The sequence below is a fragment of the Companilactobacillus huachuanensis genome, from assembly GCF_005404815.1.
GTDB classification, from domain to species: Bacteria; Bacillota; Bacilli; order Lactobacillales; family Lactobacillaceae; genus Companilactobacillus; species Companilactobacillus huachuanensis.
Genome location: NZ_BJDF01000015.1, coordinates 1 through 21520 on the forward strand (window position 1 = coordinate 1; position 21520 = coordinate 21520).

Annotated in this window: 17 protein-coding genes, 5 tRNA genes, 1 rRNA gene and 1 riboswitch; of the genes, 17 read left to right on the forward strand and 6 right to left on the reverse strand. The window is 36.8% G+C overall.

Annotated features, from left to right (window positions below; all coding sequences use genetic code 11):
• From rrf to FFM71_RS09110, 3 genes are all read left to right on the forward strand, one after another.
• Nucleotides 1-98: ribosomal RNA gene (gene rrf / locus FFM71_RS09100) — 5S ribosomal RNA — on the forward strand; the annotation flags it as partial.
• A gap of 9 nt (nt 99-107) precedes the next feature.
• Nucleotides 108-180, forward strand: a tRNA-Asn gene (locus FFM71_RS09105).
• Between the two features lie 14 nt (nt 181-194).
• Nucleotides 195-285: transfer RNA gene (locus tag FFM71_RS09110), tRNA-Ser, on the forward strand.
• Nucleotides 286-357: 72 nt separating this feature from the next.
• Here FFM71_RS09110 and FFM71_RS09115 read toward each other — a convergent pair.
• Entirely contained in the window at nt 358-825 is a 468-nt protein-coding gene (locus FFM71_RS09115) for a VOC family protein (protein WP_137611868.1), read from the reverse strand.
• 70 nt (nt 826-895) lie between these two features.
• On the reverse strand, nt 896-1363 hold the full coding sequence (locus FFM71_RS09120; protein WP_179951377.1) for a hypothetical protein: 468 nt from the start codon (nt 1361-1363) through the stop codon (nt 896-898).
• Nucleotides 1364-1617: 254 nt separating this feature from the next.
• Here FFM71_RS09120 and FFM71_RS09125 point away from each other — a divergent pair.
• Nucleotides 1618-1691: transfer RNA gene (locus tag FFM71_RS09125), tRNA-Arg, on the forward strand.
• A gap of 338 nt (nt 1692-2029) precedes the next feature.
• On the opposite strand, the gene dapF is transcribed toward FFM71_RS09125, so the two are convergent.
• Nucleotides 2030-2995 carry a diaminopimelate epimerase gene (gene dapF, locus FFM71_RS09130; protein ID WP_137611869.1) on the reverse strand — a complete coding sequence of 322 codons (966 nt, stop codon included), beginning with the start codon at nt 2993-2995 and terminating at the stop codon, nt 2030-2032.
• A gap of 16 nt (nt 2996-3011) precedes the next feature.
• The gene (locus tag FFM71_RS09135) at nt 3012-4370 is read right to left on the reverse strand and encodes an aspartate kinase (protein WP_137611870.1); all 1359 of its coding nucleotides are present in this window, start codon (nt 4368-4370) and stop codon (nt 3012-3014) included.
• A gap of 146 nt (nt 4371-4516) precedes the next feature.
• Nucleotides 4517-4698, forward strand: a riboswitch (Lysine riboswitch).
• Nucleotides 4699-4775: 77 nt separating this feature from the next.
• Between FFM71_RS09135 and lysA the strand changes: the two genes are divergently transcribed.
• From lysA to FFM71_RS09190, 11 genes are all read left to right on the forward strand, one after another.
• On the forward strand, nt 4776-6059 hold the full coding sequence (gene lysA, locus FFM71_RS09140; protein ID WP_137611871.1) for a diaminopimelate decarboxylase: 1284 nt from the start codon (nt 4776-4778) through the stop codon (nt 6057-6059).
• Nucleotides 6060-6074: 15 nt separating this feature from the next.
• The gene (gene dapD, locus FFM71_RS09145; RefSeq protein WP_137611872.1) at nt 6075-6779 is read left to right on the forward strand and encodes a 2,3,4,5-tetrahydropyridine-2,6-dicarboxylate N-acetyltransferase; all 705 of its coding nucleotides are present in this window, start codon (nt 6075-6077) and stop codon (nt 6777-6779) included.
• Nucleotides 6780-6781: 2 nt separating this feature from the next.
• Nucleotides 6782-7939, forward strand: coding sequence for an N-acetyldiaminopimelate deacetylase (locus FFM71_RS09150; protein ID WP_137611873.1), 1158 nt, complete (start codon nt 6782-6784; stop codon nt 7937-7939).
• Nucleotides 7939-8808 (forward strand): 4-hydroxy-tetrahydrodipicolinate synthase, encoded by an 870-nt coding sequence (gene dapA, locus FFM71_RS09155; protein WP_137611874.1) that lies wholly within the window; start codon nt 7939-7941, stop codon nt 8806-8808. The genes FFM71_RS09150 and dapA overlap by 1 nt, the downstream gene beginning before the upstream one ends.
• Nucleotides 8809-8819: 11 nt before the next feature.
• Entirely contained in the window at nt 8820-9593 is a 774-nt protein-coding gene (gene dapB / locus FFM71_RS09160) for a 4-hydroxy-tetrahydrodipicolinate reductase (protein ID WP_137611875.1), read from the forward strand.
• A 149-nt stretch (nt 9594-9742) separates the two neighbouring features.
• Nucleotides 9743-10927 carry an aminotransferase class I/II-fold pyridoxal phosphate-dependent enzyme gene (locus FFM71_RS09165; RefSeq protein ID WP_137611876.1) on the forward strand — a complete coding sequence of 395 codons (1185 nt, stop codon included), beginning with the start codon at nt 9743-9745 and terminating at the stop codon, nt 10925-10927.
• Between the two features lie 23 nt (nt 10928-10950).
• Entirely contained in the window at nt 10951-12021 is a 1071-nt protein-coding gene (locus FFM71_RS09170) for an aspartate-semialdehyde dehydrogenase (protein ID WP_137611877.1), read from the forward strand.
• Between the two features lie 667 nt (nt 12022-12688).
• Entirely contained in the window at nt 12689-14023 is a 1335-nt protein-coding gene (locus tag FFM71_RS09175; protein ID WP_137611878.1) for a hypothetical protein, read from the forward strand.
• A gap of 258 nt (nt 14024-14281) precedes the next feature.
• Nucleotides 14282-16492, forward strand: a complete 2211-nt coding sequence (gene nrdD, locus FFM71_RS09180) for an anaerobic ribonucleoside-triphosphate reductase (protein ID WP_137611879.1) — start codon at nt 14282-14284, stop codon at nt 16490-16492.
• Nucleotides 16422-17003 carry an anaerobic ribonucleoside-triphosphate reductase activating protein gene (gene nrdG / locus FFM71_RS09185; RefSeq protein WP_137611880.1) on the forward strand — a complete coding sequence of 194 codons (582 nt, stop codon included), beginning with the start codon at nt 16422-16424 and terminating at the stop codon, nt 17001-17003. The genes nrdD and nrdG overlap by 71 nt, the downstream gene beginning before the upstream one ends.
• A 683-nt stretch (nt 17004-17686) precedes the next feature.
• Entirely contained in the window at nt 17687-19486 is a 1800-nt protein-coding gene (locus tag FFM71_RS09190; protein WP_137611881.1) for a heavy metal translocating P-type ATPase, read from the forward strand.
• Here FFM71_RS09190 and FFM71_RS09195 read toward each other — a convergent pair.
• Nucleotides 19481-20104, reverse strand: a complete 624-nt coding sequence (locus FFM71_RS09195) for a DNA-3-methyladenine glycosylase (RefSeq protein WP_137611882.1) — start codon at nt 20102-20104, stop codon at nt 19481-19483. The two genes, FFM71_RS09190 and FFM71_RS09195, sit on opposite strands and share 6 nt — an antisense overlap.
• Before the next feature lie 124 nt (nt 20105-20228).
• Between FFM71_RS09195 and FFM71_RS09200 the strand changes: the two genes are divergently transcribed.
• Nucleotides 20229-20300: transfer RNA gene (locus FFM71_RS09200), tRNA-Glu, on the forward strand.
• A gap of 5 nt (nt 20301-20305) precedes the next feature.
• Nucleotides 20306-20378 (forward strand) — tRNA-Val (locus FFM71_RS09205).
• Nucleotides 20379-20774: 396 nt separating this feature from the next.
• On the opposite strand, the gene FFM71_RS09210 is transcribed toward FFM71_RS09205, so the two are convergent.
• Nucleotides 20775-21449 (reverse strand): hypothetical protein, encoded by a 675-nt coding sequence (locus FFM71_RS09210; protein WP_137611883.1) that lies wholly within the window; start codon nt 21447-21449, stop codon nt 20775-20777.
• Nucleotides 21450-21520: the final 71 nt, after the last annotated feature.

Consider the following 21520-nt stretch of genomic DNA (forward strand, 5'->3'; position numbering starts at 1 on the left):
AGGATACACCTGTTCCCATGCCGAACACAGAAGTTAAGCTTCTCCGCGCCGAAAGTAGTTGGTGGGAAACTACCCGCGAGGATAGGGAGCTGCCACGCTGTTATTATTCCGGTTTAGCTCAGTTGGTAGAGCACCTGACTGTTAATCAGGTTGTCGTCAGTTCGAGTCTGACAACCGGAGTTTTTTTTTATCTTGGAGAGTTGTCCGAGTGGTTGAAGGAGCATGATTGGAAATCATGTATACGAGTATTGACTTGTATCAGGGGTTCGAACCCCCTACTCTCCGTAGACTCTAATTCAAAAGGGTAATATACCAATAAAAAAGTCACCATATCATTCGATATGGTGACTTTTTTGATTAATCATTTTTATGATCTTGTGATTTTGACCAAGGAGATGTGTGTAACATCCAGTTGATACCATACTTATCAGTGAAACCACCCATTTTTCCACCCCAGAATTGTTCCTCAAAGGGCATGGTTATTTCAACTTGCTTAGATTCTTCAAGATGTTTGTAAAAATTATCAACGGCTTTAACACTTTCTGAATCTTCACTGTTGATGTCTAGTAATAATGATATTTGTCCAGATGGTTCATCGTTTCCATTGAAGGCATCAGAACATTCTATTTTCATTCCAAGAACAGTAAAACCAGCATGCATCGTTAGACTTTCTAAATCAGTATCTTCTGAAATACCGAATTGTTTAGCTTGTTCAGGTTGTGGACTTAGACGATAAACTTCAGTAGCGCCGAAGACATCTTGATAGTATTCTATGGCCTCCTTAGCGCTTTTAAATGCAAGGTATGGGTAAATTTGTGACTGCATCAGAATCATCTCCAGATTTGATTTTATGCTCAAATTATACCAGATTATTCAAACGAAAATATAAAAATAATTAATGATGTCTTCTTGAATGTAGTTCCAATCTTGATGGGTATTGGCTTTGTTGACCGTTACTCTGATTGTAGCCATTGTTCATGTATTGGTCAGTAACGATATTATTCTTAGCACCTCTATTGGTTAGCAAATGCCAAATTAGAAAACCCAGGCCAATTATGAATCCTAAAACGATCCAAATCATCAAGTCACCAAAACTCTTGTTGGCACTGGCTAGAGCCATTACTCCGAATAAACCAAGAATTATTGCGTTAGCGATATCTCCACCTAAACCTTTTTTACTCTTCGTTGCAAGATAAACAATTCCAGATATTAGATAGGCAAGTGCCATCAAGATACCAGCAGAACCACTGGTTGCGCCTTTGTTCTCAATGGCATTTAAAAGACCAGCTGCCATACTTTGAAATACAATAAAGACTGATAAGACAATCATTAAAATGCCTACTACTAATTTAGTTATTCTCAAAACAGTTCCTCCTATAAGAACTTAGAATTATCCCCCTAAAAGGATCATGTTCTTAACCTATATTATATGATAATGATGCGACGTAAAGGCGCCAAATGTAATTGTAAAATGATATAGCTTAATATAATGTTTGATGATATTTGAAAACAATAAACTAATTTTGATTCAAAAAGTGCGGAGGGAAAATAATAAAAAAAGTCGTGTACAAATTTACAATATGTATGATATAATTATTTTTGTTGAGTTATTGGTATGCGCCTATAGCGCAATTGGATAGAGTGTCTGACTACGAATCAGAAGGTTGTAGGTTCGACTCCTACTAGGCGCACTAACTTAAAAAGACTTATGAGTTTATCTCATAGGTCTTTTTTTTATACAAACGAGTTTTGATATAATTAATATGGTCATTAAATATGAGCCATAATTTTTTCCACTAAATTAAATAGACACTGCGATCCCAAAAAGGATTACAGTGTCTATTTAATTGAATACTCTCAGCTCTTCCAACTAGTGTTTATGACAGGAACAATAAAATGAAGACTTTTGATTTGTTTAAATTAATTAGCCCCAGGCCTGTAACAACAATGGGTGTATTAGGTTTTCACCTTTCAACATTTAGTTGAATACTTAAAAGCTAGCCATATTAAACACACTTCAGGCTTATAATTATTGAGAAATACTCTTTACGAATGCTTGATAATCTTTCTCCTCATTTGTATCGGTAACGTTGATGTCGTTAAGAAGATTATTATGCAAGTTGAATTCGCTGATTTCAATTTTGTGAGTGAATGTTGCATTACCAATTAATCTTAAGCTACTCTTTTCCTTAATAGGATCCAAAGTGACTCTAGTTCTAACCATTCCTCCAGGATTATAGACGCTTATTTCCTTAGTGGAATCAAATTTATCTGGATGTAGCATGGCAAAAGCTAGGCTGGTGGCAGACATGCCGGTTCCACAAGCATTGGTGAAGCCAACGCCACGCTCGTAGGTTTGGACAAATATTTTGTTAGTGTCAATAATTTGACTGAAACTAACATTTACACCCTCTGGGAAGTATTCATTCTTGCCATTAAGTTTCTGTCCCAAGTCTCCCAATTCGAGTTGACTAACCTCGGGAACAAAGCTGATTAAGTGGGGATTAGGCACCGCTATAGCGGTGAAACTTTGATCGGGTAAAAACTCTGGTACCAACATGTCGATCATTTCATTTTGTTGCTTATATGAGAAAGGTAAATCAGATTTATTAAAAGAAATTGGTGAAATCTCCACGCTGAATGCTGGAACGCCGTTATAAAAATCTGGAGCCTTTGCGACGTCTAAGTTTGATTCCATCGTTTCAACTTTAAAATTGTTTAACTGATATTTTTCGGATAGGTAACGACTAACAGTTCTTAAGCCGTTACCGCACATCTTAGCTTCACTACCATCAGCGTTGATTACACGCATTTTTCCCAAACAATTTTCACTAGTACCGATAACTAGCAGTCCGTCGGCACCACCAAGAATATTGTTACAGAAGTTTATTGCCACTGATTTTAATTCATTATCGTTCAAAGGGGTTTCTAGTAATGTTTGATCAAGTATAAAAAACTTATTTTCTGAACCATGTACTTTGAGTAATTTTACCAAATTTTTCACCTCATTATTAATCGAAAAATGTTTTATAAATTTGTTTAACAGCCTCATCAGCATCAGATTCCTGAATTCCAATCATGATGGAAATGCGTGAGGCACCTTGGTTGATCATGTGAATGGCAATATTGTTGTTAGTTAACGAATCAATGATTTGACCCAATGTGTTGACGTTATGGGCGATACCTTCACCAACTACCATAATAATTGCATAATCGTCGATCCATTCCAAATAATCAGGCTGGAGGACTTCTTTAACATCGTGGCAAAGATGTTTGATGGTTGTTTTATCAAGCTTAGTTCGGTCAAAGATAACTGTTAGATCGTCGATACCAGAGGGCATATGCTCGTAAGAAATATTATATTTATAAAAAATTTTAAGTAATTTTAATGTGAAACCGACTTCTTTGTTTAACAAATATCGATGAATATATAAGGCTGAAAATCTTTTTGAACAGGCGATACCCGTAATTTGATTAGAAGGATTGAAGAGAAATTGTTCCGGAACAATCAAGGTTCCCTCAGCACTGGGATTGTTAGTATTTTTGACGTTAACCGGTACTTGACCCTTAATAGCGGGAATGATGGCCTCATCTTGAAAGACTGAGAAGCCAGCATAGGAAAGCTCGCGCATTTCACGATATGACATTTTCTTAATTGCCTGAGGATGTTTGACTACGTGGTTGTTAGCAACATAAATCGCATCAACATCTGTAAAGTTTTCGTATAGATCAGCGTGCAATCCTCGACTCAATAGGGCACCAGTAATATCTGAGCCACCACGAGAAAATGTATAAATATTGCCATCTTGACTGTAACCAAAGAATCCTGGAAAAATTGCTTTGGTATCTTTTGGCAATTCAAGCTTATTTAAATTGAGATAGGTTTCTGGTGAAATATCAGCATCATTTGGCTGACCGTGAACTATAATTCCAGCATCTTTAGGATCAACGAAGATTGATTTGATGCCTTTAGCGTTAAGAATTTCATTTAGAAGAATTGCGTTAAGAAATTCACCGTGAGCTTTAAATGCAGCCATCAAGTATTCATCATCAACAAATTTAGTAGTGGCAAGATTAACTAATTTTTCTTTTAGAAGTTTGATAACTGAATCATCGAGTTTAAAATAGTCGCTTATTTCGCGGTATCTTGAGATAATCTTTTTGAGAATATTAGTATGATCCACATTTTCAATAACTGCAGTAGCATATTCAATTAATAAATCAGTAACTTTGGTATCACCAGCGAAACGTTTCCCGGGAGCGGAAGTTACAATGACTTTCCGTTCAAAATCATCATTTACGATATTGATGACCTTCTCAAATTGCTCTCCGGTGGCGAGGGAGCTACCCCCAAACTTGACGACCTTCATACAATACACCTCTAAAATTAAATTGTTTTTAATGATGAGTGTATCATTTTTCGTTGTTATGACAAGAAAAAAATACTTTTTATTTATAAAAATGAGAAATTTACTAATATTACTTGACGAATTATGAGCACTGTTATAATCTTAGTACCAACAAAAGAGGTCGCAATTAACATTAGTAAATGAGGGAGCTTCTGTAAAAGCCGTGAACTTATTGAAAGGGAAGATTGCCGAAGCACCAAATTTTACAGAATTTGGCAGGCTGGGGCGTATTAATAAGAGAATACGAACTGTCGTGGCTATTGGTAGGTCACGTTGAGCTTATGACAAAATTGATGCAGATTATTGATGGGTCTCTTTGTTATTAAGCAAAGAGGTCTTTTTTATTTGGAAAAAGGAGAAAATATTATGATTACAGATGATTTAACAAGTGATAACGGACATTTAATGATAGGTGGAGTCGACAGTGTCGATTTAGCTAAGAAATATGGAACACCACTATATGTCTTTGATGTTTCTCAGATCCGCAACCAAATAAGAAAATTCAAATCAGCTTTTGAAGAAGTTGGTTTGAAGTATCAAGTCAGCTATGCCAGTAAGGCATTTGCAGTCAAAGCAATCTATCAAGTTATGAAGCAAGAAGATGTTCACATTGATGTGGTTTCTGGTGGAGAGTTACATACTGCTTTAGCAGCTGGATTTCCAAGTGAAAAAATCAGTTTTCATGGTAATAACAAAACATTTGATGAGTTAGTCATGGCCGTTCAAAATCATGTCGGTGTAATTATGTTAGATAATTTTCACGAAATTGAATTGTTATCACGTATTTTAAATACAGATCACGAAAAAATAAATGTTATGTTGCGATTGACTCCGGGAATTTCGGCCCATACTCATAAGTACGATCAAACTGGTCAAACAGATAGTAAATTTGGATTTGATGTTGAATCGGGACAAGCAAAAGAAGCAATGAAACAAGTTCTGGATGATCCTAATATGAATCTATTAGGAATTCACGCACATATCGGCTCACAAATTTTTGGTACACAAGGTTTTGTCATGTTGGCAAAGAAAATGATTGCTATCTCTAAAGATTTACAAAAAGAATTCAACTACTGGCCAGAGGTAATCAATCTTGGTGGAGGATTTGGAATCAGTTATAACGCAGACGACGATCCGATTACTGCAAATGAATTCATCAAACAAATTGCTGATGAATTAAAGCAAAATTGCGACGATGTTCCTGAAATTTGGATCGAACCTGGTCGGTCAATTGTTGGACCTGCGGGATATACACTTTACGAAATTGGTTCGCGTAAGGATATTCCTAATTTAACACCATATGTTTCAGTCGATGGTGGTATGGGGGATAACATTCGTCCAGCATTATATCAAGCTAAATATGAAGCGGTCGTTGCTAATAAAATGGATCAGTCGATTGTTGAAACAGCTCACATTGCAGGTAAGTATTGTGAATCTGGCGATATCATGATTGATCAACAGCCACTCCCTAAGACAGATCCAGGCGATATCTTAGCGGTTCTTGATACTGGCGCTTATGGATATTCAATGGCAATGAATTATAATCGCAATCCACGACCCGCCGTTGTTTTTGTTGAAGATGGTCAGGATAAATTGGTTGTTAAACGAGAAACTTATCAAGATTTAACTAGTTTAGACTTGGATTATTAATTGGAGGAAATTTTAATGTCAAAAATGGATGCGCAAGAAATTATTAATTATATAGGAAACTCAAAAAAATTAACGCCGGTAAAGGTTTACTTGCAAGGGGATGTTTCCCACATTGAATTTCCTTCTGAAATCAAAGTTTTTAAGAGTAATGATTTAGCAATTATTATTGGCGATTTCAAGTTGATTGAACCAGTTCTGAAGGCTAATTCATTAACTGATTTCTATGTTGAAACAGATGGTCAAAATACTGGAGTACCAATGTTAGATATCAAGCATATTAATGCGCGTATTGAACCAGGAGCTATTATTCGTGACCGAGTTGAGATTGGAGATAACGCCGTTATAATGATGGGTGCAGTGATCAATATTGGTGCCGAAATTGGAGCTAAAACAATGATCGATATGGGTGCTGTCCTGGGTGGTCGTGCAATCGTTGGTGAAAATTCACATATTGGTGCTAATGCGGTATTGGCTGGTGTAGTTGAACCTGCTTCCGCACAACCAGTCCGTATTGGAAATAACGTTATTGTTGGTGCCAATGCTGTAGTTCTAGAGGGCGTCCAAGTAGGTGATGATGCAGTGGTTGGTGCTGGAGCTATCGTGACAAAAGACGTGGCCGCTGGAACGGTTGTCGCTGGTGTCCCGGCTAAGATTCTTAAAGTCAAAGATCAGAAAACAACTGATAAAACTCAAATTGAGAGTACTTTAAGGAAGTTGTAGTTATGACATTATCAAATGAACAGTTGATTCAAATCAGACGACACTTACATTCCATTCCGGAATTAGCAATGCATGAGGTTAAGACACATGCTTACGTTTTACAAGTGATTCAATCATTTTCTCAGACTAATTTGGAAATTAAAGAGCTACCAGAATTACCAACTGCTCTGTTGGTGTTAGTCAAGGGTTCAGACCCACGAAGGAATATTGGTTATCGTTGTGATATGGACGCTTTGCCTGTAACGGAAACGAATAATCTAAGCTATAAATCAACTGATCCAGGGGTGATGCATGCTTGTGGTCATGATTTGCATATGACAGTTGCATTAGGTATTTTGAATTATTTTAGTGAACATCAACCAAAGGACAATCTCGTATTCTTCTTTCAACCAGCTGAAGAAAGTGAAAGTGGAGGCAAGGTTGCTTACGACTTAGGAACTTTCAGTGGTGCTTTCCATATCGATGAGTTTTATGGTTTACACGATAATCCACTTTTGAAAACTGGAGTTATTGGTTGTCGAATAGGAACACTATTCGCTGGAACAACTGAGGTTAATATCACAATTCATGGGAAGAGTGGTCACGCTGCTTATCCGCATTTGGCTAATGATGCGATTGTGATTGCTGCTAATTTCATTAATCAAGTTCAAACCGTAATTTCACGAAGCATTGATCCAATTAAGTGTGGTGTGATCACATTTGGCAAAATGGAAGCGGGGGTAATTAGAAATGTTATTGCCGGTGAAGCCAGAATCGAAGGCACGATTCGTGGTTTAACTCAAGAGATGATTGAATTCATTCGTCAACGAATCTCAGAAATTGCCGAAGGTTTGGAAAAATCGTTCAATTGTCAGATTGAGGTTGATTACAACCAAGGTGGCTATTATCCAGTGGAGAATAATCCTGAATTAACAAAGCGATTTATTAAGTATATGAAGGAAAGTAAAAAAGTTGCTTTCGAAGAGACCGAACCAAAGATGACGGGAGAGGATTTTGGTTATTTGATCAATAAGATTCCTGGAACGATGTTTTGGCTTGGCGTTGAAAGTAAAGGTGCACTCCATTCAGCGGACTTCTTACCGAATGAAGCGGCAATTCAAAAAGGTATTGAGGCGATGGTTGGATTCTTAAGCTATCGGATGAATTTGGAGGAAGATTAATGGATGATGAAATTGATTTAATGACAGCAATCATTACACCATTTGATGATAATGATCAAATTGATTATGTAGCTTTGGAGAAGTTAACCGAACATTTATTGGCAACGGGTTCAAAAGGATTTGTTATTGGTGGTACAACTGGTGAAACTCCGACTTTGACTGAAACTGAGAAACTTGACCTATATCAAAAATTTGTCAAAATTGTCAACGGAAGGGCCCCAATTATTGCCGGTGCCGGTAGTAACAGCACTGTTGGAACAATTGATTTTATCCACAAGTTGGCAAAAATTGATGGGATTGATATGGCTTTAGTTGTGGTTCCTTATTACAACAAACCTAATCAACGAGGGATGTTAGCTCATTTTGAAACAGTTGCTGAGAATTCGGCATTGCCAATCATGATTTATAATATTCCTGGTCGAACAGGCGTTTTGATGGAAAAAGAGACTGTTGTTAAATTGTCAAAGAATCGCAATATTTATGGTGTTAAGCAATGTAACACGATGGAAGATCTGGAATACATCGTGGAACATACTGATGATGATTTTGTGGTTTTCAGTGGTGAAGATTCTCAAGCATTGTTTGCCAAAGTTATCGGAGCTAATGGAGTTATCTCCGTAGCGTCACATATTTATGGCAATGAGATGACTGAAATGTTCAAGTCATTGGATGAAGGTAATTATCAAATTGCTGGTAAGATTCAACGTCAATTGACACCAAAAATGGCTGCATTATTCATGTATCCATCGCCATCACCAGTTAAGGCGGCATTAAATAGAGCCGGTTATCATGTTGGAAGTTGTCGTTTGCCAATTTTGCCATTAAATAAGGTCGAGCAAGATAAATTATTTAAAATCTTAGATGTTTAGGAGTTTTCTTGATGATAAAAGTTATAATTTCAGGTTTCAATGGATCAATGGGGCAAAAGGCCATCAAAATGGTTGCCGATTCAAGTGATATGGAGTTAGTGGCAGGATTTAATCCGCTAGTGACTGATTTGAATCCGCAGACTTATGGATTAGACAGAAATGTGAAGGTTTTTAATAGATTAACTGATATCGATATTGCGGCAGATATTTGGATCGACTTTTCAATTCCAAGTGCAGTTTTCGACAATACAAAATTTGCCATTGAACATGGGATTCGCCCAGTTATTGGTACAAGTGGGATGAGTGAAGAACAGACTGCGGAGTTAAAACAATTAGCTGATGCTAAAAATCTTGGCGGAATCATTGCATCTAATTTTGGACTATCGGCTGTTTTAATGATGAAATTTGCGCAAGTTGCGGCCAAGTATTTTGAGGAATCAGAAATTGTCGAAAAGCATCACGAAGATAAACTCGATGCACCTTCAGGAACGGCCTTAAATACTGCTCGTTTGATTTATGAAGCTCGTGGTCACAATCAGCCACAGCATAGTGACGATGACCCAATGGGTACGAGAGGCGGAGATTATCATGGAACGAAAATTCATGCTTTACGTTTGCCAGGATTTGTAGCCGATGAAGAGGTTATTTTTGGTGGAGTGGGTGAAACATTAACGATTTCCCAAAGTACTACTGATCGTCAAAGTTTTATGACTGGTGTTAAGTTGGCTGTTCATGAGGTAATGAAACAAAACGAGTTGGTAATTGGTTTGGAGCAAATCATTTAAAGTGATTCCAAATAGAACAAATTTTTAAACATGAAGAAGTTATTTTTAGTTAAATTAAGAAATAATTTAAAAAGATTACAAAAACTCTAATAATTTTATCGGATTTGTTATATTATTAAATTACATTAATTTTTAAGGAGTGTTGAAGGATGCCAGAATTAGATTCGTCAGTAAAAAATGTAGTAAATGAAACAATTGCCCCAATGGGTAGATCAATGATCAGAGAATTTGCCGAAAAATTTGCAAAAATTCCTGGATTAGTAAAATTGACACTTGGTGAACCAAACTTTAACGTTCCCGAACATGTTAAGGATGCTGCCATTGAAAGTATCAAAGAAAATGAGTCACATTACTCAGATCAAAAAGGCTTCTTGAGTTTAAGAGAATCAATTTCTGGTTACTTGGACAAGCAATTTGATCTTAAATATGATCCAGAAACAGAAATTATCGTCACGATTGGTGCTACGGAAGCTATTTTTGATTCACTTGCTGCTATTATCAATCCTGGTGACAAGGTGATCATTCCTACACCAACTTTTGCATTGTACATTCCAATTGTTAAGATCCTAGGTGGTGTTCCTGTGCAAGTTGATACGACTGATGATGGTTTCTGTATGACTGGAAAGCATTTGGAAGAAGTTATCCAAGCAGAAGGTCCTGATAAAGTTAAGGCTATGATGCTGAATTTCCCTGGTAATCCCACTGGATTTGTTTATTCAAAAGAACAATTACAAGAAATCGTGGATGTTGTTAAAGATAAGAATATGTTTGTTATTTCCGATGAAATTTATGCCGAATTAACTTATGGTCACAAACATTTGTCACTAGCTAAGTTGATGCCTGGTAAGACTATTTTAATCAATGGCTTATCAAAATCTCATGCAATGACTGGTTACCGTATTGGTTATATTGCTGGTCCGAAAGATTTCGTCGAAGAAGCTAACAAAATGCACGCCTTTACCGTTACAGCTCCTTCAAATCCGGCTCAATTTGCTGCAGAAGAAGCATTGAAGAATGGTATTGATGATCCCATTGCCATGCGTAAAATTTATCAAGAACGCCGTGATTACTTAGTTGATCAATTAAATGATATGGGTTATGAAACAGTTTTGCCTGAAGGTGCATTCTACACATTCTCCAAGATTCCTGCTAAATACAACTTAGATTCAATTGAATTTGCAAATAAATTGGCCGAAGAAGGACTTGTTGGTGTTACACCAGGAGTTGCTTTTGGTAAAGGTGGCGAAGGTCACTTCCGAATTTCATATGCTGCTTCAATGGAAGATATTCAAGAAGCCATGAAGCGTTTGAGAAAATTTACTGATAATTTATAAATAATAGTTAAGGAGTGGATTTTATGAGCGGATATACAGTAGCAATTCTAGGTGCAACAGGTGCCGTTGGAACACGTTTAATTCAACAACTGGAACAGTCGACTATTCCTGTAACCAAAATCAAGTTGTTGGCTTCTTATCGTTCTGCAGGTAAAAAGTTACAATTTAAAGGTCAAGAAGTAACTGTTGAAGAGGCTAAACCAGAGTCCTTTGAAGGAGTTGATCTCGTGTTGGCTTCTGCTGGTGGTGCCGTTTCTAAGAAACTCTTGCCTGAAGCAGTTAAACGTGGTGCGGTCTGTGTTGACAATACCAGTGCTTTTAGAATGGACGAAGATGTGCCATTGGTTGTCCCAGAAGTTAATGAAGCTGCATTGTATAATCACCATGGAATCATCGCAAATCCTAACTGTTCAACAATTCAAATGATGGTTGCACTGGAACCAATTAGAAAAGCCTTTGGTTTAAAACAGATTATCGTTTCAACTTATCAGGCTGCTAGTGGTGCCGGTCAGAGTGCCTTAAATGAATTGTATTCAGAAGCACAGGATTATTTGGACGGTAAAGACATGAAAGCCGATATTTTTCCAACGAAGGGTGATAAGGAGCATTATCCTTTAGCTTTCAACCTCTTACCTCAAATTGATGTTTTGGAAGACAATCTTTATTCACATGAAGAGTGGAAGATGATACATGAAACAAAGAAGATTATGTTGGGTGATATGAATTCACCTGAAATCAAAGTAACAGCCACTTGTGTCAGAGTCCCAGTGCCAATCAGTCATGGGGAATCTGTTTATATTGAAGTTGCAGATAAATCGGCTACAACTGAAAAGATTCAACAACTTATCAGAGAAGCACCAGGAGCCGTTTTACAAGATGATCCTAAACATCAAGTTTATCCACAGCCGATCAATGCAGTTGGCAGTCGGGATACATTTGTGGGTCGAATCCGTCCTGATCTTGAAAACAAAGGAGCCTTCAATTTATGGGTTGTTTCTGACAATTTATTGAAAGGTGCGGCTTGGAATACTGTTCAGATTGCAGAACGATTAGTTGCTGATGATTTAGTATCAGTGCCCACTGCTGAAAAATAGAAAGTTAAAATAAAGAGGAGCTGTTTCTTACTTGATTCAAGTGAAAACGGCTCTTTTTTGATTAAATAACTAAAGGTTGAAAGTTTATTTAAGTATGCCGTTTCCAGAGCTGAGAGTATTCAATTGCTGCGCGGAACGGCCCGAGCCAAGGTGCGGTCTCGAACCTCGGTTGAAGCCTCGCAAAACCCGCGAGGTTTCAACACGCCCGGTGGTGTAATTGCTGAAGCAATAACGCCACTTTCGCTGCAAATGAATACTCTCAGCTCTTCCAACTAATTTATTTTTTAATAGTAGGAACAATAAAATGAAGACGTTTGAGTTACTTAAATAGATTAGCTAAAAGACCGGTAATAACAATTGTTAGATTGATTTTTCACCTTTCACCTTTCAGTTAAATAACTAAAAGTTAAAAAGTTTAATTAAGTATGCCGTTTCCAGAGCTGAAAGTATTCAATTGCTGCGCGGAACGGTCCGAGCCAAAGTGCGGTCTTGAACCAGGCACAGCCAGTGAATATTTCTCGGCTCTTGAGATGGCACCTTTTAGTTACATCTTAAAAAAGCAAGTAATAATTGAGAATACGGAATATAGAAATTGGCTTGGGTTCCATATTTTTTTGACGATTTCTGTTAGAATGTTTAAAGACATTTAATTTCAGGTGAGAAAAAAATGAAGCGAATAATGAGTATCTTTAACGAAGGCGTATTAGACCTTTTGGCTAACGCCGGAGTTGCAATACCGTACTTTTTCTGTTTGACATTATACAATCAAAATAAGAGTGTTTTCGCGTATGCTTTGCCATTCTTAATGCTTTATACATTTAGGGCGTTAGGGATGTTATTGACGACGTTCATAACACTTCCGGCTTCAACGATGTTGGCCATGTCCAGTCTGTTTGGAGTTATGGGTTCACTATTCATCTTAGGGGCCGCTAATCCAGTCATGGGAATTATTGGTGGTGTCCTGTTGGGACTGGCTTCCAGTTGGATCTGGCCCTATTATTTAACCGTTCGTTCACGAGGACAGATGGATAAAGAGTTCAAATTCAATCGAATGCACGGATTATCGGTTGTTTTGACTTTGATTATTTTGCTGGCTGTACAATTGATTGCTACGAAGACAAAATTTTTAAATCTTTCGTTCCTTTTGTTAGCCGTGCTATTCTTTGCAGCGATGGTCGGTGGAATGCAGATAACACATCGATTGACCTTTTATCAAGGGATGGAAAAGAAACCAAAATTTCGAGTCAATTCGCTCTTTAGTCTAATTGTCATGGCCAGTTTGGTTATGTTGATTTTTATTATTCGCTATACGAGACTTAAGGCAGTTTCAAATTCATTTGACCTAGTTATTAGTATTGCAGCTATCGTCTTATTCTTTTTCTTAGCTTATTATCAAATTGATATTCATAAAAAACTTTTTCCATTGAGTATGGCTGCGGTCAACCGTGGGGTAGTGATGAACTACGTTATGCTTTATGCCATTTTTGACAGTACTATTCGATTTGGATTCAATAGTTTGATGCTTGTATATGCAATTTATTTAATTGGTTTTCAAATAGGACCACTACTGAATAAGCGCCATCGCAATTTGCGCTATCCATTATTGTTGATTGGACTTATCATGGCTCTGTTCAATCCAACGTATTTTGTAGGACTGTTCTTTTGTTCCGTTTTCGTTGGTGCTGATAACAGAATTTTGAATGATGAATTATATTCAAATACTAATATCGACAATGAACGTGCTTTCTTGATCAAGTATCAACTATCAAGTGTTGGTAATGTGTCACAACAATTGGTATACATGACAACCATTTATTTTGTCAGTTACTTTATTAAAATTAATGCCTTAGGATTTTTCAATAATACTATTACTGATGGTCCTACAATCGGTGTTTTGTATGGTGTGCATATTTTTATCACTGCCGTCGTTTTCATATGTGCAGCTATTACATATTATTTTGTTAATAAAAGTGAGCAAAAATCGACCATTACAACGCTATAAGTTTAAAAAAATCAAGAATTTTTGAACAAGAACGGATGTTTGATTATCAGCTTTACTTTTAAACGTAACGACGATTTGTGAAATCGTTAGAGCGATGTTTTTGGGTAAATCTAAAATAAGACTACTATATATTGTATGATTGTGCTATATAACACATCATATAGTATTTGGTAGTCTTATTTTTTCATTAATAATTTTGTAGAATGGTAACAGTATTTAACGTTACCTTATGGTCAGAAGTTCAGGAGGATTTTTTATATGAATGCCAAATTAGATGAATTAGTTACTATTCCTGTAGAAAAACGCAGCGGAGTCAAAACTAAATTTTATGCCTATAAAATTATATTTGTTTTGGATCAATTAGAGTTAACGACAGCCCAGAAACAATTGGTTGTTGACAGTTTAGTAGATAGTTTTCATAACCATGAATTGATTACAGCGACAGAACTGCACAGCGTTATTTTTCGTGTCTTAAAAGACAATGGTATGGATAGTCAAGCCGATTCCTATGAAAAATATTTCCAAAATGACCAAGAGAAATTTGCCCGAGCTACAAATGTTCAATTGAATATTGAACGTTTATTTGATCGTAATGATGAAGTTGTTCATGAGAACGCTAATAAAGACAGTAATATTTTTAATACCCAGCGTGATTTGGAAGCTGGTGTGGCTAGTCGTGCTATGGGGTTAAAAATGTTGCCCGAGCTGGTTGCTAAATCACATTTACGTGGTGATATTCACTGGCATGATCTTGACTATTCACCAGTTACACCTGAGACCAATTGTTGTTTGATCGACTTTGATGAAATGTTGAGTCATGGTTTTAAAATTGGTAATGCCTGGGTCGCATCGCCACGATCAATCCAAACGGCCACGGCACAGATGTCACAAATTATCGCCAATGTTGCCTCATTACAATATGGTGGATGTTCAGCTAATCGAATTGATCAGTTGCTCGCTCCATATGCAGAAATAAATTATCAAAAACACATGAAAGATGCCCAGAAGTGGATCGTTGAAGATAAGCAAGTGGAGTTTGCCAAAGAGAAGACTCGTAAGGACATTTATGACGCCATGCAGGCACTTGAATATGAAATCAATACACTTTACTCATCGCAAGGACAAACGCCGTTCACGACCATTAATTTCGGTTTAGGGACAAACTGGTTGGAACGTGCTATTCAAAAATCCATCTTAGAAATAAGAATCAAAGGATTAGGTAAAGAACATCGAACAGCAATTTTTCCAAAACTGACATTTACCGTTAAACGTGGCCTGAATCTAGATCCAGGTGATCCTAATTACGACATCAAAATGTTGGCTCTAGAGTGTTCGACTAAACGAATGTATCCAGATTTATTGATGTACGACAAAATTAAAGAGATTACCGGTAGTTTTAAGACACCAATGGGTTGTCGCTCGTTTCTTCAAGGATGGAAAGATGAAAATGGTAAAGAAGTCAACTCAGGCCGAATGAATCTAGGCGTTGTAACGGTCAACTTACCAAGAATTGCTCTGGAATCCAAGGGTAATAAGGATTTATTCTGGAATATCTTTGAAGAGAAAATGCAGATTTGTCACACTGCTTTGGCATATCGTATTGAACGAACAAAACAAGCCAAACCAGAAAATGCTCCGTTGTTATATATGTATGGTGCGTTTGGCAAACGTTTGAAGAAGGATGATAGTATTGATGAATTGTTCAAGAATCAACGTGCCACTGTTTCATTAGGATATATCGGCCTATATGAAGTATGTAGTGAGTTCTTTGGTGACAAGTGGGAAGGTAATCAAGATGCTCATGATTTTGCCGAAAGTATTGTTAAGGCGTTACATGAAAAATGTGTTCAATGGGCTGATGAAAGTGGGTATCACTACAGCCTTTATTCCACACCTGCCGAATCATTGACTGACACATTTTGTCGCGATGATTTGGAGAAATTTGGCGTTATACCAAACATAACGGAGAAAGAATATTACACAAATAGCTTTCACTATGATGTTAGAAAGCATCCAAATCCATTTGAAAAGTTGACCTTTGAAGAGATTTTTCCTAAATATGCTTCAGGCGGATTTATTCATTATTGTGAATATCCTAATTTACGTCAAAATCCTAAGGCCTTAGAAGCTGTTTGGGATTGGGCATATGATCATGTTGGTTATTTAGGTACTAACACTTCGATCGACCAATGCTTCGAATGTGGATTTAAAGGTGAATTTAAAGCAACAGCTCGTGGCTTTGTTTGTCCACAATGTGGTAATCACGACCCACAAACATGTGATGTTGTTAAAAGAACCTGTGGATATTTAGGTAATCCACAACAACGTCCTATGATTCACGGTCGACACGTTGAAATTGCTTCACGTAGAAAAAATATGACTTCGGAGATGATACAGCATGCGGCAGAATATGAGAGAACCAAACAATCCGACTCCCAAAGAATGGTTAAGCAAGGACCACAGTCTTAAAATGATTGCTGATTACAAACCATTTAATTTTGTAGATGGTGAAGGTGTCAGATGTAGTTTGTATGTTTCAGGTTGCCTTTTTAGATGTCCGGGGTGTTATAACGTTGCAGCACAGGATTTTCGTTACGGAAAACCTTACACTAAAGAACTTGAAGATCAGATCATCAAAGACCTTGGTCAAAGCTATGTACAAGGATTAACTTTACTTGGTGGTGAACCTTTTTTAAATACTGAGGTCTGTTTATCGTTATGCAAGAGAATTCGAAAAGAATTTGGACACACGAAAGATATCTGGTCATGGACTGGTTATTCATGGGACGAGTTGATGAAAGAATCGAGCGATAAATTGGAAATGTTATCCTTGATAGACATTTTGGTTGATGGTAGATTTTTGTTACGTAAAAAAGACTTAACACTACAATTTCGGGGATCATCCAATCAAAGAATTATTGATGTTCCAAAGTCTCTAGCTAGTGGAGATGTAGTGATCTGGGATAAATTGGTTCGATAGTTTTTATCGAGCGATAAATCAAATTAATTGAACGATTTTCATTAAAAATTTACGTTATCTACTAAAGGTTGAAAGTTTAGTTAAGTATGCCGTTTCCAGAGCTGAGAGTATTCAATTGCTGCGTGGAACGGCTTGAGCCAAAGAGCGGTCTCGAGCCTCGGTTGAAGCCTCGCAGAACCCGCGAGTCTTCCACGCGCCCGGTGGTGTAATTGCTGAAGCAATAACGCCACTTTCGCTGCAAATGAATACTCTCAGCTCTTCCAACTAATTTTGTTCTTTAATAACAAGAACAATAAAACGAATATTTCTGATTATTTAAATAAATTAACTCTAGGACTGTAACAACAGCGGTGATATTAATTTTTCGCTTTTCAACCTTTAGTTATCTACTTAAAATGAACAGGCACTGTAATCCAATTTTGGATTACAGTGCCTGTTTGCGTTGAAGTTTTAGAACTGATCTTGTTTTTAAGTAGCTCTCGTATTTGGGTATGATTATAACGTACCTGAATATCTTTCCAAGTGAAAAAGTATGCCAGAAGTCTACTGATGTAGCTAGTAAAGCGGCACTAATTGAAATGATAGCTAAATGAGAATGATTCTAAATAAGTATTCACTTTTTTATATAAAGAATGTATAATCAAGACAAAAGAAGAATTATTTTTTGGGAGGGGTGTAATTTTATGAATTCAGACAAGATTAAACTATATGGAACGTTAACGATTGGTTTTATTGCAGCCGTTTTGGAATTCGGGTTTCATTTAAACGGTTATGCCCAACTGATTATTAGTATTCTTGGTTTATTGTTGGCATTAATTATGTTTGTCGATATGGTCAAAGTCCTCAAGTCAGGTAATTTCGGTATTGATCTATTAGCAATCACGGCCATCGTGGCAACTATCAGTCTTGGTCAATACTGGGCTGGATGGATTGTCCTGTTGATGCTAACTGGTGGGGATACTCTTGAAGAATATGCTGCCAATAAGGCAAAGAGTGAGTTGAAATCTTTACTAGATAATACGCCATCAAAAGCACATATGATTGACAATGGTCATATCAAGGATGTTGATATTGATGATGTTAAAATCGGTGATGAGTTATTGATTCGTCCTAAAGAACAAGTTCCTGTTGATGGAACAGTCTTTGATGGACAATCTGAAGTTGATGAATCATCATTAACGGGTGAATCAGTACCTGTTAATGTTGCAAAAGGTAAGTATGTTATGTCTGGATCGATTAATGGCGAAAATCCTTTTAAAATTAAAGCTGATAAGATTGCGGCAGATTCTGAATATCAGGCAATTGTTAAGCTTGTTAAAGAATCAGAGACACACCCAGCACATTTCGTCCGTTTAGCAGACCGTTATGCTGTGCCATTTACTTTGATTGCTTATGTTATTGCAGGTATTGCTTGGTATATTTCCAAAGATCCAATTAGAATTGCACAGGTTTTGGTTGTTGCATCACCTTGTCCATTGATTTTGGCAGCACCCATTGCCTTTGTATCAGGGATGAGTCGTACGAGCAGAAACGGTATCATCATTAAATCTGGTACCGCTTTGGAAAAATTGAATTCGGCTCAAACAGTTGCTTTCGATAAGACAGGTACTATTACAATGGGCAAGTTGGTGGTTGATCAATTTAAGACTGCTAACGGATTCAAACCAGAGACTGTCATGTCTTATGCAGCTTCAATTGAACAAAACTCTAGTCATGTTATGGCAGAGGCAATTATCAATTATGCTAAAGAGCGCAATTTGAATTTAACTAATGCTGAGAATCTAAAGGAAGTTACCGCTGAAGGTATCGTTGGTACGATCGATGGACATGTTGTTAAAGTCGGTCAAGGCAAATTCGTAACTGATGAGATTGTTGATGATGTCAAAGGGTCAGGGGTTTACATTTCGATCGATGGTAAATATGCTGGTGTTTACAGTCTGCTTGATCAAATTCGTCCGGAGTCTAAATCAACGATTCAGAAATTGAAAGATTTTGGAATCAAGAACATCTTGATGATTTCTGGTGACAAAAAAGAAGCCACCGAAATGGTTGCTTCAGAAGTAGGGATTACGAAGGCTTATCCTTCAAGTTTGCCAGCAGATAAAGTTAAAATTATCAATGGTTTAAGTAAAGAATATCATCCAACTGTTATGGTCGGTGATGGTGTTAATGATGCTCCAGCCCTAGCATTAGCGGATGTAGGTATTGCGATGGGCTATAAGGGAGCCAATGCTGCTAGTGAATCGGCTGATGCTGTAATTTTACAGGATGATTTAAGTAAGGTCAGTCTAGTTGTTAAAATTGCCCATGATACGATGAAGGTTGCTCGTGAGGCCGTTTTGATTGGTATTTTCATATGTATTGGTTTAATGATTATTGCCGCATTTGGATTGATTCCAACGGTTATCGGCGCTTTGCTTCAAGAAGTTGTTGATACAGTCGCAATTCTTTATGCATTACGTGCTCGTAGTGACCGCTTATAACCAACCATAAGTTTCAAGATTCATGTCACGCTTGGGTAGTTTCGAAACATAGGGATTGCCCTCAACAATAAAACGCATATTTTTCGAAGTCCATGGTTCCTTATTTTTCACACCGATACGTGGTGTTGCTAAAATATTTTGAGGAGTCTGGACTTTTTCTGTTGAAAAAATAAAGTTATTTTCATTTAATTTAGTGCCAGAAAGCGATTTGTCTTTGATGCCAAAGGCTGCCATCCATTTAGCAGGGCCGTTAGTCGTCTCAAAACCAGTTCGATTACGATTGACTTCCATTTGCTCAATACCTTCAAGAGGCTGTAGAGCACGAATGAGAATGCCATTTGGAGTACCTACTGGTTGGATACTAATATCCATGTCTAGCCAACTGTGAATTGAATAAATATAAATTGTACCACCGGCTTGATAGAGTGGATCATTAGCAGGTGAGTGACGACCATTGTAACTGTGTGATGCCATATCGATTGGCCCTAAGTAAGCTTCAGTCTCAACAATTAGACCGGAGAAAGTGCCTTGATCCGAATTATAGGTAAAGGTATGTCCGAGCATATCTTGAGCCAAATCCATAGTTTTAGCTGTTTCAAAGTATTTTTGAACATTCAAAGTCCATTATCCTCCTGTTTTTGAAAAAAAATCGAAAAATGTAAAAAAAGGCTTGCTACGCCTTTATTATTATTGTATTATATTTCTTGTGCTTGAGAGAGCAATATATCGATTAAATATTTATGACTCCTTGGTCAAGTGGTTAAGACACCGCCCTTTCACGGCGGTAACATGGGTTCAAATCCCGTAGGAGTCACTTTTGGAGGATTAGCTCAGCTGGGAGAGCATCTGCCTTACAAGCAGGAGGTCACAGGTTCGATCCCTGTATCCTCCATACCAAAAGCGTATAGACACCTAACTTAATGTTAGGTGTTTTTTTGTCCCTAATTTTATAATGATTATGAAAGTAATTAAATTATAAGTAAAAGATTCTATTAAGGGTACGTGTTGCACTAGTTAAATATTCCAGCTCCACCGACTAATTAATCGTTATTAATTGAATGTAAAAATATTCAATTGCTTTTATATCTGGATTATTTTAAGTTCCAACTGAAGGTTGAAAAGTAACAAATTGTTTTATTTAGCAAACATGGAATGTCTCACACCTAATTATTTCAAGTGTGAGACATTCCATGTTTTTATAATTAAAAATTGAACTCAAAAAAAATTTTGTCTGATAAAAATTAAATTTCTCAGCTTTGGAGACGGCATAATTAACTAGCACACCGATTTATATAACAAGAATCAAATTACCGATAACCCTATAAAAAAGATTGGACTGATTGAAGTTCTTATATTTTTTCAATAATGACATCGTAACAATAAAGACAATAATTGCTAGGGCAGTCCACAAACTGATGTAATTTAATAAAAATAAAATTACACATAGAACTGAGATAACTACCAATTCAATGTAATCAAAGCTAGTTCCTTCAAAATAATTAATCAATACTGTTGCCAGATTAACTAATAGTAGTGGGACAACGAAATTAACTGAAATAAAGTGCATATAAGTGAAGGCCAACGCTATTGACATGAAACTGGGAACAACAAAATCTTCCACTAGTGAAACTAAATTTTGATAGTTGTCTGGTAAATATCGTGTCATATATAGGAAGGCTAATTGTGCGAATACCAAAATTATCACAGATAAATTCAGTGATCGTAATGATAGAACGGCCAGCAATATATAAATGGCACTGTACAAAATATGGAAGTATTTATTAGGATTCAAGGTTAGAATGAATTCTTTATACAGAGCTACCATTGCCACCATGATAATCAAAAAACCATGGAGGGAATAATTATTCAAATTGTGGACGAAAATAAAAATAAAAGGGAAAATATGATAGCTAATAAATTCAATAAAGGCTGATAACAATTTTTTAGATTTTAATTTATCCATGTGAACTCCTTTGGCTCATAAAAACATATTAATGTAGAAAAAGTTGCACGTCAAACCGAGTTTTTTCATGA